Source organism: Mucilaginibacter gilvus (genome assembly GCF_004054195.1).
In the GTDB taxonomy this organism is placed as follows: Bacteria; Bacteroidota; Bacteroidia; order Sphingobacteriales; family Sphingobacteriaceae; genus Mucilaginibacter; species Mucilaginibacter gilvus.
This window is the reverse complement of sequence record NZ_SBIW01000009.1, coordinates 18,930-35,803: the sequence shown is the minus strand read 5'-3', so window position 1 is coordinate 35,803 and position 16,874 is coordinate 18,930. Positions and strand designations below refer to the sequence as shown.

Genomic DNA, 16,874 nt, shown 5'->3' with positions numbered 1-16,874 from the left:
AAACTCAATACTATAACAAAGCTTTCGCTTTTTTAACTACGTTATCTACTGTAAAGCCGAAGTGTTTGAACAACTCTTCTGCCGGGGCAGATTCGCCAAAGGTGGTCATACCCAGCATATCGCCTTCGTCGGTAGTGTATTTATGCCATCCCATTGGTGATGCCATTTCTACTGCCAAACGTTTACGGCTTGCTTTTGGCAATACCGATTCTTTGTAAGCAGCATCCTGTTTTTCAAACAATTCCCATGATGGCATGCTCACTACGCGGGTAGAAATACCTTCTGCTTCCAGTTTAGCTTGTGCATCCATAATCAAGGCTACTTCGCTACCGGTCGCTAATAATATCAGGTCGACGCCTTTGCTTGCTTCAGATAATATGTAAGCGCCTTTTTCCAGGCCGCTTGCTTTACCGTATTTATCCTGGTCAAGAATAGGTAGGCCCTGGCGGGTGAAGATCAATACAGTTGGGCCGCCTTTTTTCTCAATAGCTACTTTCCAGGCAAATGCAGTTTCGTTTGCATCGGCAGGACGTATAACGGTAACGTTAGGGATTGCACGTAACGATGCCAAATGTTCAATTGGCTGGTGGGTGGTACCATCCTCGCCCAAGCCTATACTATCATGTGTGTAAACAAATATCGGGCTTATCTTCATAATGGCAGCCAAACGAATTGGCGGGCGCATATAATCAGCAAATTGCAGGAAGGTTGCGCCAAACGGTAACACGCCTTTTGTTAAAGACATACCGTTTAATGCAGAACCCATAGCGTGCTCGCGGATACCGAAGTGGAAGTTACGGCCAGCCCTGTTCTCTGATGTAAATGAATCAAACTCTTTTAAGTTGGTTTCGGTAGATGGCGATAAGTCGGCAGCACCACCAATTAAGTTTGGCAGGCCTGCGGCAACGGCGTTCAATACTTTACCCGATGCCTGGCGGGTAGCCATTTTAGGATCGCTGCCTTTAAATACGGGCAGTTTATCGGCCCAGCCTTTTGGCAATTCGCCGGCAAACGCGGTTTCGTACTCGGCTGCTAACTCAGGAAATTTCTCTTTGTATTTGGCAAATAGTTCGTTCCATTTTTGCTCAACCTTAGCACCTTTGGCGCCTTTAGCATGGTAATATTCCAATACTTCGGCAGGTACGTTGAATGATTTTTCCGGATCGAAACCGAAGAATTCTTTTACTAATTTAATTTCATCAGCACCCAGTGGCGAACCGTGTGAACCTGCAGTACCCGATTTGTTCGGGCTACCGTAAGCGATCAATGAACGAACGCGGATCAATGATGGTTTTTGGGTTTCGGTCTTCGCGTTGATGATAGCCAGTTCTAAAGCGTGGGTATCGTTCACATCCGCAATTTCCTGCACCTGCCATCCGTATGAACGGAAACGGGCACTAACATCCTCGTTAAAGGCGATATCGGTACTGCCTTCAATAGAAATGTGGTTATCATCGTATAGGTAGATCAGGTTGCCTAACTGCAGGTGGCCCGCTAAAGATGCGGCTTCTGAGGTTACACCTTCCATCATATCGCCATCGCTTACAATAGAATAGATGTTATAGTTAAAAAGGTCGAAACCCGGTTTGTTGTAGCGTGCTGCCAAGTGTTTTTGAGCGATGGCAAAGCCTATACCGTTTGCAAAGCCCTGTCCCAACGGACCGGTAGTTACGTCAATACCTGGTGCCAAACCGTACTCCGGGTGGCCGGCGGTTTTGCTGTTCATCTGGCGGAAATTTTTGATATCATCCAAACTCAGGTCGTAACCGGTTAGGTACAAAAAGCTGTATTGTAACATACAAGCGTGGCCTGCAGAAAGGATGAACCTGTCGCGGTTTGCAAAATCAGGGTTTTTAGGGTTGTAGTTTAAAAACTTACTCCACAATACGTGCCCCATCGGTGCTAATGCCATTGCGGTGCCGGGGTGGCCCGAATTTGCTTTTTGTACTGCGTCCGCAGAAAGAATTCTTACGGTATCTATCGCTAATTTTTCGAGTGCTTCGTTGGGTTTTTCCATCGTCGTATTAAAAGAAAGGTTTGTTATTTAGTTGGGGTTGCCATTGTTGTGTGTGTAACCGGGTGTTTATCTTCTGCCCACAATCTCGCCCCACCTTTTATGCCATCGGCATTGGTTACAATCTTCATATTTTTATCCAGCTTAAAGGTAAGCCTATCGGAGTTGCCTCCGCCTATATACAGGTAATCGTAGTTAAACACGGTTTTCAGGATCTTGAAAACCTTTTTAATACGGCTGTTCCATTTTTTTACGCCTTCTTTATCAAGCGCTATATCGCCGATGTATTCATCGTAATCGCGGCCTTTTGATACCGGGTGATGCGCCACCTCTAAATGCGGCAGCAGGTGCCCGTCCATTAATAACGCTGTACCAAAGCCAGTACCCAGGGTAATTACCATCTCCAGCCCTTTGCCGCTTACAACGCCAAGGCCCTGCATATCGGCATCGTTTACTACCTGTGCATCTTTACCCAAAGCCTCTTCCAGCTTTAGGCGGAAGTTTACATCCTTCCAGAAATCGTTACCCAGGTTTGGAGCAGTTTTTACAATGCCGTTGCGCACATAACCCGGGAAGCCAACCGATACTCTATCGTATGCGGGATAATCCTTCACCAGTGTTTTTATAGATTTGATCACATTTTCGGGAGTGGCCGGTTTCGGCGTCACCACTTTTTTGTAATCCATCTTCAGGGTGCCTTTGCTATCCAAAATTGTAGCCTTGATGCTGGAACCACCAATGTCGATAGAGAGGATTTTTAACTGAGAAGGTGTTGTTTTCATGAACCCGTGGTATTTATAGCCGTTAGTTGGTGTTAAAGTTTGTAAATATCACATTTTTAATAATAAATAAATATAAAATGTATATTAAAACACTATACATTTAATAAGTGTCAAATATACATTTAAAATTGTATCTACCTAATTTTTCCACGTAATGTAGAAACACTGGTTAATTAACCCTTTTATTCTTAAAAAGGTTTACAACCGCCGGAATTATACCGGCTTTATGACATTGGCTAAACATGAAACAGGATGGTGTGGATAAAGGTATAAACTGTTGTAATGGCGATGCCTTTGGCCCTGGCTGATGCTCATACGGCCGCAGGCCTTACGCTCTATGGCCGGTATACGCGCCCATCCCTATCGCAGCTTTCTGAACCGTAGATTTTAATGATAAATAGATTGCGCTGATGAAAAATCACGCAGATCAAAAAAATCATTAAAATCAATGGTTTAAATACGCAACAAATTCTTCCCGCCCTTTAAAGGGTAGCTTTTCCCCTTCCATACCAACACCCCATCGGTGCGCATAGGCAGGCTGATATTAATAGCCCAGTGCCCGCCGCTTTTTGCATAGTTAACTGCTACAATGCCGTTAGGATGCGGGATTTCGCCCGATGCGTTCTCCATCTTGCCCAGGCGTGGTTCTATCTTTATTTTGCGGAAGCCGGGGGCATAGCTATCTATCCCCAGTACCGTACGGAAGAACTCGATATTGGGACTGGCTCCCCAGGCATGGCAATCGCTGCGGTCGTGCTCCAGGTCGGAGATCTCGGCCCAGGTGGTAAGGCCCATTTTAATGTTGTTTCGCCAAACATCCAGCCAGTTCATATAATCGTTCCCCAGCCCGCCTTTTACCAGCGCCTGGTGCAAATAGTATTTGAAGTAGATGGTGCATTTTACCAGGCTACTGTCTGCCTCTATTTTTTTGGCAAGCGAAACGATATTGGCTCCGGCCACGCCACTTAAAATAGCCAGCGCGTTAGCATGCTGGCTATAGGTCCGCTTATCGCTTGCGTCGGCATAAAAACCTTTGGCGGCATCCCAGTACTTGCGCTGAATGGTAGCTTTTAATTTTGCCGCGCGGGCCTTGTACATTTCGGCGTAAACGGGCAGGCCTATTTTGCGTTCCATTTCGACGGCTTGCTGTAGCGTCCACAGCAATTGCATATCCAGCATGGCCGAGTTACCGTCAGCGTCTTTTGGCGGCTGGCCAAAATCCCAGCCCTTGGTTCCTACCCAATCTACAAACCTCCAGTACGGCGGGTTTTTTAGCGAGCCATCGGCTTGCTGATACTTTGCAAAGAAGGCCAGCACCTGCCGGGCGCCGTCCAGTTTGTCTTTTACAAAAGCTTCATCGTTGCGGTACATCCAGTAATCGTGCAGCATACTGATATACCAAAGCGAGAACGTGGAGATAATTTGCGGACTAAACGAGGGGTGCCTGCTCAGGGTGATACCTTCCGCCAGGCGCGAGTGATCCATTTGGTTAAGGGCGTTGCGGGCCAGCCGGTCGTCGCCGGTATTGTAATAAGATATCAGCGCCTGAATACGGCCATCACCTATATATTGCAGCTGCTCGTAATAGGGGCAATCGAAATAGGTTTCCATGGCGCAGGAACGGGCGGTACGGAAGCCGATATCCAGCATTTGCTGCATCTCGGGGTTGCCCGCGTTTAGTTTTGCGTTGAATTTAAAGGGGTAGCCGGTAAACGTGCCGTAGATATCGTCGATAGTCAATGGTTCGTCTTTGGTGGAAATATTTACCAAAATATATCTGTAGGTGCGGAATGCCAGCGTTGTAAAGCTTTGCTTAGTGGTTCCATCCGAGATCACGCTGTCTTTACGGCCGACAAATTTATAGCCCTCCACCTCGTTTCGGTTTGGTTTTACTATCTGATAGGTGTTGCCCACGTTCTTCATCGGCGATTCGCAATAGGTGAAGGAGATGCCCGCATTATCACCGCCGCTAAAGTTAACGGTAAGATAGGCGTTGGTAAGGAAGGACTGATCCAGCAATAGCGAGGCTTTGGTATTGGCCGGTATAGTGATCGCCGTTTTCTCCGCCGGAAAAGACGCAGGAACACTAATTCCTGTAGCTTTCCGCAGGGCAACAAGCCGCTGCTGTTTCATTTCCATTTGCGGTAATGACGATGGCACCAGCATCCAGCCAAAAGCGTTGGTGAAGCCTTTGGGGCTACCCCAGTCTATTTTTTGCGCGCTGAGCCAACCACTATCATTATTCTGCCAATCTTTAACCGTTTTGTGCATGTCCACCAGTTCGCCGGGGCCTGCTACGTAGTAGGTACTGTAACCAACACCAAGCAGGGGTTTGTACGCATTATCGCGGACGCATTTCCAGCTTGCATCTGTATTAAAAATTTCTTCAACCCTGGTATCGCCCTGCAAAATGAAGGCGGTTTGCTGGGTTATCTGCGCCTCGGGGCGATATTCGCCATCGTTCCATACGGTGGCCGCGATAGTGTTCTTACCCCCAATGAGGTATTGCGCAATATCAACAGTTTCATAGTTCCAGTAGTAAGTATCGCCACGGGCGGGACCAAGGGAAACCAGCGTATGGTTTACATATAATTTATAGCGGTTATCTGCCGAGATATGGATAACAAACCTGGCGGGTTTGGTTGGCAGATCTACCGATTTTTGGAAATGGTAAATACCATATTCATGCACCGGCTCGTTAGGAACCGTTATCCAGGAGGCCTTCCATTGCTGGGATAATAATGTGGGGTTTATAGTTTGCGCCCCCGCGCTTAGCGAAACTGTAAAGCAGGCCAATGCCAATACAGCAGTGTAGATAAACTTCATAAGCAAGAAAATTTATAACAGGTTGGCTAAAGGTAGAATTTGTTTTTGTGAAAACTGTGCTGGGGTATGCTGCTTGTAAATGCTCAAAAATTGTCATGCTGAACAGCGTAAAGCATCTGTTCGTCGATTGGTATATCGGTGATGCACAGTTCGCTATTAGATCCTTTGCTATCGCTCAGGGTGACAAAAATTTTTTTTTATTTCATCATTTCCTTCACCATAAAATCCAACGAGGCTTTATCGGGTAATGGCTCTGCGGCGGGTTTTTCGCCCAGTATCATCACCTGGTTGCCCTTGCTGTTATAAACCGGCCAAGCAGGCAAGCCAGGACCGTTAGGATCACCCGATGTTACGAAATTCACCCAGTAAGACGACATGGTATCCGCCAGTTGCTGATCAACCGGCTCGAACGGACGATTCAAAAATTTGAGGTTGTCGAATACATAACCAACCTCGCCGGTATGGAATGCGCCGTACTTTTTAAATGCTTCGGTAGCGGGCATGCGGCGGGTAAAGCGGTACAAGTAAACCTTTGCTTTTTTTTTGGCGCTCTGCACATTTGCCCATGTGTAATTTTGAACCCCAAATGTCATATCTCGCGATATTCGTATCTGCGATTCTGCGGCTTCTGCATCGGTTTTACCAGGGTAATGTTTTAAAAACTCAGCGGAATTTGCCGCGTACCTTTTTTGAATATCGGCTTTATATTCTACTGCGGTTTTTAACTTGCCAATAAAGGCGTCATCCGCATTCCAGCCGGTGAGCAGTGCAACCTGGTTTTCTTTGTCGGCAGCATAGGACCCGGCAATTGAGGCCGGCAACACATAGCCATCTATGATAGGGCGGCCACCGTTTTGTTTTAATAATTCTTCGGTAGATAATTTGCGCAGTTCGGCCAGCGAATTTGCCTGCAACTTCTTAGCGGTTTTTACGCCCTCCTCTTCCGCCTGCTTCAAATCAGGCCCTCCAAATGGACCGGCTAAGAAAGACGCGCCGCTTTCGGCAATGGCTTTTTGGAATAAACCTTTCCCCAACGGTGATGCGGTTAAGCAATTTACGCTCATTGAGCCTGCCGATTGCCCCGCGATGGTTACATTGGTAGGGTCGCCACCAAAAGCTGCTATGTTTTTTTTCACCCATTGCAGGCCAGCCAGTTGATCCATCAAGCCGTAATTGCCCGATGCGTGGTTGGGCGATTCCGCGGTGAGTTCCGGATGGGCAAAAAAGCCCAATATACCCACGCGATAATTTACGCTTACCAATATCACTCCCTTTTTGGCCAAAGCTTCACCATCGTAAATAGGCACATTGGTACCACCGCTGCTAAAGCCGCCACCGTAAATCCATACAATTACCGGGCGTTTTTCGGATGGGATTTTAGCCCCGGTCCACACGTTAAGGTAAAGGCAATCTTCGCTTAGTGGTTCATCTTTTATTAAAAATTCGCGGGTATAAACGCCAAATTCATTTGGCTTAGCCTGTACCGGCATTTTAGAAAATTTGGTGCAGTCCTTTACGCCTTCCCACGCTTTTACCGGCTGAGGTGCTTTCCAGCGCAGATCGCCAACGGGCGGCGCGGCAAAGGGAATCCCCTTATAGCTCATTACGTCGCCGGTGCTGTTAGAAACGCCCCGTACCAGGCCGGCATCAATTTTGGCGACCATAGATTTGGTTTGTGCCATAGCACAACCACACAGTAAGATCAAAGGGAGGATAAGAAGGCGCTTCATAGTAATTGGTTAGTGGTTGGTTAAATGTACGATTTAAATATTGTTGGTGACAACAGCACAACTGGACTAAACTAACACGTCTTGCCGAATTTATTTCGGCACCCCACTTGCAAAGCAACCAACCGTGCTTAGTGGCTAAGCGCGGTTGGATACCTGTCCTATGGGATCCTGAAATAAATTCAGGGCGACGGTTTTTATTTGATTATACTATGGTTTAGCCACAACCTTTACATACTTAGCTGTACGGCCATCTTTTATAACGCCTTTCCAGTTCAATCCGTAGCCAAAATCGTAGGTGTGGCCTTCGCTGTCGGTGTAGCATTTCATATCGTGCGGTACATCTTCAAACTGGGCTTCAACCACTTTCATGTCTAAAGGCATTTGTAATGGCAATAAAGCGGATGGCTCTGTCTTGCCTGTCAGGATATCCAGGCTGGCCTGGCCCTGTACACCAAAATCTACAATGATCGCATTGGCCTGTTTCTCCAGTTCGGCAAAAACCATTGGGTTGCTCAGGTTTATTGATACGATAACCGGCTTGCCTTTCATTTTGGCGTAAGTATCGGTCAACATAGCCAGATCGGTAACGTTGGTTGACGTTTCAGATTTTCCTTTGTAACTGCGATTGGTGAATTTCTCCAATGGATCGCCACCGGCTAAACTGGTTTCGCGGGCGGTTTCGGCAGTGTATTTACCATATTGTAAAGATACCGGCAGGTAGCCGTTACCACCGGCTGCTACATCATCCGCGCTGTAACCGCCATGGCCTATCGGGCTGGCAATAAATACCAGCGCATAATCTGCCTCCTCTGGGTTCTCTGTCACTTTAAAATATTTTTTTACCGTCTCCATGTTCACCGGGTATTCATTTTTCTCAGGCGTTTTCATGCCCAAAAAGTTAACGCCTGCCGGGGTGAATTTCTTAGGCACGTACACTGTTTTGCCGGTTTGCAATGGCAATACATTTGCCTTGTTCTTCAGCATCACTATCGATTTTAGCTGCGCCTGGTAACCCGCCGCCATAAAATCGGCATTACCTACCGTTTTCTTAGTAGTTTCGGTATCCAGGTAAGGGTTCTCAAATAAACCCGTGCGAAAACTGCCTCTTAACAAACGCAAGGCAGATTGCTCAAAACGGGCGCGCATAAATGCTTCGCCATGTTCTTTAACGCCCATCTGGTAAGCGGCAATTACCGGCACCATATCGTTATTACCGCCAAACTGGTCAACACCGGCCATTAAAATTTTGTAGTGGCGTTCGGCAATGGTAGCCTTTTCCATCCCCCATGATTTTCCCGACAAAAAGCTGTTGATCACGGTTTCATCACCGGTAACCAGCCAGTCGGTACATACCACGCCATCGTATTTATACTTGTTGCGCAGCAAGTCGGTGATGATGTATTTATTGTAATTGTTGGCTACAGCTTCGTGATTTTTGGTGTCCTGTTGCCAGCTGATGGTGTAATAAGGCATCACCGCTGCGGCCATACTTGTTTTGCCGTTCAGTTTAAAAGCGCCCTGGGTAAACGGTATAAAATGTTCCTGGAAATTGTTGCCCGGGTATACCGCGTATTTACCAAAACCATAATGCGCGTCGCGCCCACCTTCGCCGGCGCCACCGCCCGGCCAGTGTTTTACCATGGCGTTTACGCTGTTAAAGCCCCAGCCATTTTTAATTTCTTTATCACCTGTTGACGTTTGGAAACCATCGATATAGGCCCTTGCCATATCTGCGGCCAGTTGCGGATCTTCGCCAAAGGTACCGCTCACACGGTTCCAGCGTGGGTCGGTAGAGATATCCACTTGTGGGGATAAAGCTGTAGCAATACCCAGCGCCCGGTATTCCTGAGCGGCAATGTGCCCAAAGTTTTGGGTAACCGATGGATCGAACGTGGCAGCCATACCCAAAGAGCCCGGCCACATGGAAATTGTACCGCCCGCGCCGGCGTTAAATTCGGCAGTAGCCAAAGTACCATGGCGTGGGTCAGAGCTGTTATTGTTGGGGATACCCAATCCAATACTCTCTACCAAAGCCTGCGCATTGTTGTTCCATTTGGCAGCAACTTCCGGGCTTTGCACGGAGGTGATGAGCACGTGGCGCACGTTATCGTTCTTTAAAAATGTTTTTTGCTGATCTGACAGGTCCCAGGCATTGGCACCGCTTTCGGCAAGTGGTTTACCATTATACGTACCTGCAAACGGACCAACCGGGATAGATGGGATCATTTGGTGACGGCTGTACAGCATCAACCCGGCAATTTGCTCCACGCTCATTTTACCGGCAAGGTCCTTAGCGCGCACATCCACGGGTAGGCGCCAGTCTTCATACTTATCCAGCTTGCCATTTTTGTTGAGGTCTTTAAAAGCTAAGCCGTCGACCGTTAAAACTTTAACGCCCGATGTTGCAGAGTAACCCAGCTTTTGGCCGCCGGAATTGGTAACAGTTACCACATCGCCGTTCTTACTTTCGGTGTATTTGGTTTGTGCCGACGCGATGGCGGGGAGGATAGCTATCAGCAAAAGATACTTTCTTTTCATATATATTTAATTCGTTTGGTTAACGCTTATTCGCCAAAAACACTGGGGAGTATAAAACCTGCAACACATGCCTCATTCCTCCGTTTGTGTAATTCGCCTTATTCGTGAAATTAGTGCTGTTTAATTGGTTTATCATCGACACAAAAAAAGACTATGTGTCAACACTACACAATGGTAAATATTAATTTTTTATATAGCAAGGGTTGAAGAGATTATGCCATTTTATTTTTTTGATCGCAAATGTTTGCCACTTAAGCAATTTGCATGAAATAAATTTTAAACTATTGGTAAATAATTTAAGATTCGTTATTTTCATGGCTGGTATGTGTAAACGATTCGGCCCTCTATTAATTCTCGCTATCGGCGGCTTGCTATTGCTTTTTAATTCGGTTATTGCGCAAGCTGCTTCGCCTGCCGTGCATATTTCCGCGCGCCCAACATGGCTCAATACGTTTAAGCTTTCCGATAAAAAGTTGCCTGCGCGACAAGTGGAGAACGGCTTTTTTTACCAGCTTTTTGAGGAGCAGATACACGTAGAAAAACAGGCAGATTACAAGCACGTTATCCGCGAAATTGTATCAGAGGCCGGCATACAAAACGGATCGGAAATATCCATCTCCTTCGATCCATCTTACGAGCGGCTGGATGTACATGATGTTACCGTTTGGCGCAATGGCAAACCCCTTAGCCGCCTAAAGGCTACCTCTTTTAAAGTTATTGCCGATGAGAAGGAACTGTCGCGCTTTATTTACCAGGGGCGCTTTTCGGCATTTTGTATTTTAGACGATATACGCAAAGGCGACCGGATAGAATATGCCTTCACCATAACCGGCCGCAACCCTATTTTTGGCAGTAACTACACCGATGATCTGTATTTCCAGGGGTCCCAAGCGTATGCCCAGTTGTATAAAGCGTTATTGGTATCGCCGGGGCGTAAACTTAATTTTAAAGCGTTTAATAAAGCGCCGGTTGCCCCGCTGAGCGATAAGAACGGGCTAAAGTGCTACGAGTGGAACCTAAACCCCGTAATGGCCCCGCCGTATGCCGATAATCAGCCGGGCTGGTTTGACAACTACAACCATATACAAATAAGCGATTATAGCAACTGGCAGGAGGTGGTTGATTGGGCGCAAAAAGTGAACCCGATAGCTACCGGCTTAAAAGGCGAACTGGCGGCCCGCGTGGCCAGGCTAAAGGCCGTTGCAGGCGGCGATAAAGAAAAGTACTTCCGCAGCGCCGTGCAAATGGTGCAGGATGAGGTACGTTACATGGGTATTGAACTGGGCGAATACTCGCACCGCGCCAACACCCCCGAAAAAGTTTACAGCCAACGGTATGGCGATTGTAAAGACAAAGCCCTGCTGTTGGCCTCTGTTTTAATGGCCAACGGTATAGAAGCGCACATGGTGCTTATTAATACCAGTGCCCGGGATAAAGTAAGCGATTTTATACCATCGCCAACCGTGTTCGATCATGCCGTTTGCGTAGCAATGATGAGCGGGAATCCTGTGTACATTGACGCGACGATAGCTTACCAGCGGGGCAGCGGCATCAACCTTTATTTTCCTAACTATGGCAAAGGGTTGGTAATTAAACCCGGCAATAGCGCGCTAACTGCCATTGCGCCATCAAAAACCGGCAAAATGGTTATCACCGAAAACTACAAGGTAATTGACGGCGAGAAAGGCCAAACCGAACTGGAAGTAATATCTACCTACACTTTAAACGAAGCAGACAGAATAAGGGATAAGCTGGCATCCAACAGCGTGGCCGAAACCGAAAAGAGCTACCTGGATTATTATGCCAAAAGCTATCCAAAGGTTGAGTCGGCAGCTGACTCTATCACTATAAAGGACGATATTAAAACAAACCAGCTCACTACTATTGAGCATTACAAGGTGCCCGATTTTTTTAAGCCTGATAAAGAACCCGGCAGATACAGCGCTTCGTTATACGCATCATATATAAACGACCAGCTGCCCAACATTGGTAACAGGGCAAAACTGCCGGTATCTATTGCCTATCCGTATAACGTGCAAAGTGTAATTAACGTTGTTATGACTTCCGGCTGGAATATTGAGCATAGCAATACCAGCATAGAAAGAGAAGCTTACTCTTTTACCGCAGACGTGGGTACCACCGGCGATACCTTAACCCTCGATTATAAATTTAACACGCTAAAAGACTTTATACCAGCAAATAAACTGGACGAGGCGCGCACCGATGCGAAGCAAATATCTGACAATGAACTGGGCTACAATTTCAGTTACGCGCCCGATGTAACCAAAGTGCCTGTCCGCGTAAATTATTGGCTGCTGTTATTTCTTTTGGCCTTTTCTGCCGGCTTAGCCCTGTTAGGCATTAAACTTTACCGCAACCACACGCACGAGGTGTTATTTGAACGCGGTGCAAACTTTATGCAAATAGGTGGCTGGCTTGTTTTGGTTGCCATTGGGCTGGCGTTAACGCCGTTTGCGGTTAGCTATACCATGCTATCGGGCGGCTACCTCGAGGCAAGCCATTGGAACATGCACCTGCCGGGTACTCCCGATGCAGTATATAAGGCAATACTGGTTTTTGAGGCTGCAGGGAATATTTTCATGATAGCCTACGCTATATTTTGCCTGGTATTGTTGCTGAATAAGCGCGACATTCTGCCAAAATACATTATGGGCTTTTATGCCTACGGAGCCATTTTTTCTGTGGCTGATCATGTTTTTGCTACGGCTGCAAACATAACGATAACAGATAGCGAATCTTCGCACATGGCCCGGACGATCATCTTTTCGGGTATATGGATAGCCTATTTCAAAAGATCACAAAGGGTAGAACAAACATTTATTGTGCCTTATCCGCATAGTAATTACAGTTACGAAGTTGCTGAAAGCGCCACTGAACCCACCACTATTGTTTAACCAGTTCAACAGGTAATTGAGTGATAGGCTGTATCATGATCTCTTTATAAAACACCTCGGCTCCTTCAGATTGTATCTGTAGTTTGCCTTTGGTAAGCGGCTGAGGCCGCCCGTTCTCCATTTGCCTGCCGTGGTACAGCACCATCATCACTTTATCGTTTATTACGTGTATACTGGTATCGCCGTTGCAGTACAGGTCAAGCGTGTTCCATTCGCCTTTCGGGTTTTCGGCATCGCCGCCTTTTATGCAGTGCCGCCCTGCCTTGCTCCCTTCGGCAAAGGTGTTCATCATACCGCCTACGTTGTAAATGTAATCCTTCTCGTACCGCCTTATTACCGGTATATCGGCCATGCCGCCGGCTACGCCCCAGTAATCGCCACTATTGCCCTGCTCTATCTGGAACTCCTGCGACCTCATCCAGGCACTATAATCTGCGCCGTATTTACCGCCCGAATGGTACAGCAGGCCACTATCCATCTTCTGCCCTTTTTTTTGGCCCCAGGTAAGCGCGCCCCATTTAAATTGCAGCTGCAAATGGTAACCGGCGTATTCTTTTTTGGTGGAAATAGCGCCCCAACTTTCGCCGGAGATACGGATAACCTTATCGCCATCCTGCTTTACAATGGTGAAAACTTGCTTTGGATCGTTATTTAGGCCTATTGATGTGCCGGTAATGGCCTTGCCTTTGTCGTCCAGGTCGGGGCCTATATAGGTGTCCCACCCGGTAAGGTCTTTCCCGTTAAATAATTGTTCCCATTTATCAGCATTGGGAGTATTTTTAAAGCCAAAAGCAACTGCACAAAGCATCAGGGGTAGTATCAACTTGGTGTGTTTCATAATAAGGCAATTTATGTACCCAATATAATAAATATCCGCCATAAAAATCAAGCTTAAAACACTTCTGTTTTTTTATAAATGAATGTAGATTTGCCTGCACAAGCCATTAAAACCGTAATGATGAAATTAGCCCTATTGTTGCCCGCTCTTTTACTATCAACTACTCTGATTGCACAGCAAGCACCCGATACAGCTAAAAAAGCTGTCGTGGTAAAAGAAAATTTCAGCGATGACTGGGCCGACCTGCGCCATTACGAAGCGGAAAACAAAACGCTGCCCCCTCCTGCTGAGGGCGAAAAACGGGTAGTGTTTTTGGGGAGCTCTATTTTTGAGCGCTGGAAAGTACTGGTGCCCGGGTATTTCAACAATAACAAAACCTACATCAACCGCGGTGTTAGCGGGCAGATCTTCCCGCAATTGCTGCTCCGTTTCAGGCAGGATGTAATAAACTTAAACCCTGCCGCCGTAATAATATTGGCCGGCAGCAATGATATTGCCGGCACGCAAGGGCATGTAACCAATGACCGCATTATGGATAATATCCGCTCGATGGTGGAGCTGGCACAGCTAAACCATATAAAGGTGATCCTGTGTGCCTACCTGCCTGTTAATGAATACCCATGGCGAAAAGGGCTGCAACCCGCCGATAAAATAATATCCCTGAATAAACTGATCAAAGATTTCGCCACGGCTAATAACCTCACATTGTTAGACTACTTCAGCCCTTTGGTAGACAGCCGCAACGGCCAAAAGCCCGAATTAACTTTAGATGGCGTACACCCCAATGTTGCAGGGTATAAAATCATGGCCGATGTTACGGATAACGCCATTAAAAAAGCGCTGAAGTAAGACACCGTTGGTTATTTATTTTACCACGTTTTAGCAACTTTATACCGGCTATACTGTACAACAAGTTACCGATTTGCCAGCGTGATTTGGCCCTCTATCGTTTTATGCTGAACGCTGTGGTGTTTTTCCTGATAGAGCTGCAACTCCCCGGCATTATTAAGAGGTGAAAGCGATATCCCTGGGTGAGGCATTTAAGACCGCTCTCATTATCACAGGGTGGTTATCCTGGTGCGGTTACTTTCAGCTTTGTTTTCGGCAGTATTTACCAACTTCATCAGTAAATATATTAGGAGCTAAAATTATACTTCCCATCCGTTGGGGCCACGGGCAAGCATTGGGGTAAAATCGCTGCGCGGGGGCAAATCCAGGTATGGGTACTTTATTTTACTAAGATACAAGCCCTGCGGATAGGCCGGTTTAATGAGTTGCTGTAATTGTGGGTTTATCAGATGTGCCTCAAATTCGTCTACACTTAATTTCCCGGTGCCAATCTCTATCAGTTTGCCGGTGATGATGCGCACCATTCGCCCCAAGAACCGGTTGGCCGAAATACGGAAACGCAGCTTATCGCCCCTGCTATCGGTAAATATCTTTGCTTCGCTGATGTTGCAGAGGGTATGCTCGTTACGGCCCGGCATTTTACAGAAGGCGTGGTAATCGGTGTAGTTGAGCAATAACCCGGCAGCGCGCTGCATATTGGCAATATCCCAGTCCTTCACCAGGTACATCGAACTGAAACCGTTCAGAAATGGGTCCTTATAGGTATGCATAAAATAATCGTAACTGCGTTCGATGGCGTCAAAGCGGGCATGTGGCAGGCCCTCCATGGTGATGATATCAAAAACCGAGATATCATCCGGCAGGATATTATTCATCCTGAAGACCAGATCGAAATCCCACACTTCCTCTACATCCAAATGGAAAAAGAACTGACTGGCGTGTACCTGCGCATCGGTACGGCCACAACCTGTTATGTAGGTTGGTTTCTTAAATACCTGGCTCAGGCAGGCTTCCAAAACCTGCTGAACGCTGATGCCGTCCGGGTGCTTTTGCCAGCCGTGATAATTGGTGCCGAGGTAACCGATGTGGAAAAAGTAGCGCAAATTTGTTGGGGATAGATGGGTAAAAATAATCATTTGCGCCCGGCCCGTCATCACTATGTAGCCTTTTAATTCTGTGGTAGCTGCATCTCCATCTTTTTTGTAGTATTACCAACCTTTTATATTGTATGGACCACGTATTAGATAACCCCGTTTGGAACGCCTTATCATCGGGCAATAAAAATTTAGCTGAAGGCAACGAACGCATCAAATATTTCGACCCGCAGGTTTCACCATTTGTGGGTTTTAAACTTAACACAGAAGCAAGCTTTGAAGAGCTGTACCACATGGCACCGGCAGGGAGGGCCTTCGGGTTTGTTTCCCCGTTTGAGGTGGAGATCCCCGCACCGTGGCAGGTACCGCTATATATTAAGTGTTTCCAAATGGTGCATAATGGTGTTACGGTAGGCGTTACAACAGAAGAGCCTATCCTCTTAACTGAAGCGCACGTACCGCAAATGATGGCCCTAACCAAACTAACTAACCCCGGTCCCTTTGCTGAGCGGACCATAGATTTTGGACATTACCACGGCATATTTGATGGCGATAAACTGGTTGCCATGGCCGGGCAGCGGATGCATGTTTTTAACTATGCAGAGGCCAGCGCCGTTTGTACCCACCCCGATTATTTGGGGCGCGGCTACGCCAAAGAGGTTTTACAATTCCAGGTGCAGCGGATACTTGCCGCTGGGGAGATCCCGTTTTTACATGTTCGCCATGATAATGAGCGCGCCATTCGCGTTTACGAAAGCCTGGGCTTTGTTACCCGGAAAACCATTCATTTTTATATCATTAAAAAATAGCACCGGTTTCAGTTAGGATAAAAAAGTTTACAAAAGTTAACACAATTTCCGATGTTAACTTTATAAAAAGCTATCAATCAATAAGTTGTATTTTAACAGGGTTAACACAGATATGCACGCTTTTATAGTTTAGTGTACACATAGCCTTTAGCGTGTATGCTATTGGCAAGCACTCTCCGGCAAACGCATTACCCTCTCGCCCGACTTCTTCCGCTTTCGATATAGTCCTTTATTTCCTCTACATCGTTTTTGGTGAAGCCGTGCGCCTCCACCTTATTGCCGCTATGGTAAAAGCGGATGGTTGAAAAGCCGATCATCGGTGTATCTATTTCTACTGCCGATATACTTTCATAAGCGATAGTAGTCGTGTCGCCGCTAAATAAGCCGGGGACCTTGATGGTAACGCCGTTCTCTTCGGTGTAAATTTCGGCGGGGAATACTTTATTGCCTTCAGACAGGCGCGATGCAGTGTATTTCAT

Annotated in this window: 11 protein-coding genes; 3 read left to right on the top strand and 8 right to left on the bottom strand. The window is 46.8% G+C overall.

Annotated features, from left to right (window positions below; translation table 11 throughout):
- Positions 1-10: 10 nt before the first annotated feature.
- The 5 genes from tkt to EPL05_RS19225 all read right to left on the bottom strand — a co-directional run bounded on the left by tkt (position 11) and on the right by EPL05_RS19225 (position 9,890).
- On the bottom strand, positions 11-2,017 hold the full coding sequence (gene tkt / locus EPL05_RS19245) for a transketolase (RefSeq protein ID WP_128535627.1): 2,007 nt from the start codon (positions 2,015-2,017) through the stop codon (positions 11-13).
- Between the two features lie 23 nt (positions 2,018-2,040).
- Positions 2,041-2,796, bottom strand: coding sequence for an ROK family protein (locus EPL05_RS19240; RefSeq protein WP_128535626.1), 756 nt, complete (start codon positions 2,794-2,796; stop codon positions 2,041-2,043).
- Between the two features lie 453 nt (positions 2,797-3,249).
- Positions 3,250-5,622, bottom strand: a complete 2,373-nt coding sequence (locus tag EPL05_RS19235) for an alpha-L-rhamnosidase-related protein (RefSeq protein WP_128535625.1) — start codon at positions 5,620-5,622, stop codon at positions 3,250-3,252.
- Positions 5,623-5,819: 197 nt separating this feature from the next.
- Positions 5,820-7,352, bottom strand: coding sequence for a carboxylesterase/lipase family protein (locus EPL05_RS19230; protein WP_128535624.1), 1,533 nt, complete (start codon positions 7,350-7,352; stop codon positions 5,820-5,822).
- Between the two features lie 207 nt (positions 7,353-7,559).
- On the bottom strand, positions 7,560-9,890 hold the full coding sequence (locus EPL05_RS19225; protein ID WP_128535623.1) for a glycoside hydrolase family 3 protein: 2,331 nt from the start codon (positions 9,888-9,890) through the stop codon (positions 7,560-7,562).
- Positions 9,891-10,213: 323 nt separating this feature from the next.
- On the opposite strand from EPL05_RS19225, the gene EPL05_RS19220 reads away from it, so the two are divergent.
- Positions 10,214-12,805, top strand: a complete 2,592-nt coding sequence (locus EPL05_RS19220) for a DUF3857 domain-containing protein (protein ID WP_166727754.1) — start codon at positions 10,214-10,216, stop codon at positions 12,803-12,805.
- Here the strand turns inward: EPL05_RS19220 and EPL05_RS19215 are convergent.
- A complete protein-coding gene (locus EPL05_RS19215; RefSeq protein ID WP_128535621.1) occupies positions 12,795-13,643 on the bottom strand; it encodes a 3-keto-disaccharide hydrolase in 849 nt (282 codons plus the stop codon). The two genes, EPL05_RS19220 and EPL05_RS19215, sit on opposite strands and share 11 nt — an antisense overlap.
- 78 nt (positions 13,644-13,721) lie before the next feature.
- On the opposite strand from EPL05_RS19215, the gene EPL05_RS19210 reads away from it, so the two are divergent.
- Entirely contained in the window at positions 13,722-14,492 is a 771-nt protein-coding gene (locus tag EPL05_RS19210) for an SGNH/GDSL hydrolase family protein (protein ID WP_243837331.1), read from the top strand.
- Positions 14,493-14,791: 299 nt separating this feature from the next.
- Here the strand turns inward: EPL05_RS19210 and EPL05_RS19205 are convergent, their stop codons facing one another.
- The gene (locus EPL05_RS19205) at positions 14,792-15,595 is read right to left on the bottom strand and encodes a tRNA pseudouridine synthase A (protein WP_128535620.1); all 804 of its coding nucleotides are present in this window, start codon (positions 15,593-15,595) and stop codon (positions 14,792-14,794) included.
- A gap of 125 nt (positions 15,596-15,720) precedes the next feature.
- Between EPL05_RS19205 and EPL05_RS19200 the strand changes: the two genes are divergently transcribed.
- Positions 15,721-16,395: a GNAT family N-acetyltransferase gene (locus EPL05_RS19200; RefSeq protein WP_128535619.1), complete on the top strand. Its 675-nt coding sequence runs from the start codon at positions 15,721-15,723 to the stop codon at positions 16,393-16,395.
- A 188-nt stretch (positions 16,396-16,583) separates the two neighbouring features.
- Here EPL05_RS19200 and EPL05_RS19195 read toward each other — a convergent pair whose 3' ends face one another.
- Positions 16,584-16,874 (bottom strand): PH domain-containing protein, encoded by a 291-nt coding sequence (locus EPL05_RS19195; RefSeq protein ID WP_128535618.1) that lies wholly within the window; start codon positions 16,872-16,874, stop codon positions 16,584-16,586.

What these genes read in the sequence shown, in the direction of transcription:
- EPL05_RS19225 (WP_128535623.1), bottom strand. Translation starts at nt 9,890, where the DNA reads ATGAAAAGAAAGTATCTTTTGCTGATAGCTATCCTCCCCGCCATCGCG.
- EPL05_RS19215 (WP_128535621.1), bottom strand. Translation starts at nt 13,643, where the DNA reads ATGAAACACACCAAGTTGATACTACCCCTGATGCTTTGTGCAGTTGCT.
- EPL05_RS19210 (WP_243837331.1), top strand. Translation starts at nt 13,722, where the DNA reads ATGAATGTAGATTTGCCTGCACAAGCCATTAAAACCGTAATGATGAAA.
- EPL05_RS19235 (WP_128535625.1), bottom strand. Translation starts at nt 5,622, where the DNA reads ATGAAGTTTATCTACACTGCTGTATTGGCATTGGCCTGCTTTACAGTT.
- EPL05_RS19220 (WP_166727754.1), top strand. Translation starts at nt 10,214, where the DNA reads ATGTGTAAACGATTCGGCCCTCTATTAATTCTCGCTATCGGCGGCTTG.
- tkt (WP_128535627.1), bottom strand. Translation starts at nt 2,017, where the DNA reads ATGGAAAAACCCAACGAAGCACTCGAAAAATTAGCGATAGATACCGTA.
- EPL05_RS19195 (WP_128535618.1), bottom strand. Translation starts at nt 16,874, where the DNA reads ATGAAATACACTGCATCGCGCCTGTCTGAAGGCAATAAAGTATTCCCC.
- EPL05_RS19230 (WP_128535624.1), bottom strand. Translation starts at nt 7,352, where the DNA reads ATGAAGCGCCTTCTTATCCTCCCTTTGATCTTACTGTGTGGTTGTGCT.
- EPL05_RS19240 (WP_128535626.1), bottom strand. Translation starts at nt 2,796, where the DNA reads ATGAAAACAACACCTTCTCAGTTAAAAATCCTCTCTATCGACATTGGT.
- EPL05_RS19200 (WP_128535619.1), top strand. Translation starts at nt 15,721, where the DNA reads ATGGACCACGTATTAGATAACCCCGTTTGGAACGCCTTATCATCGGGC.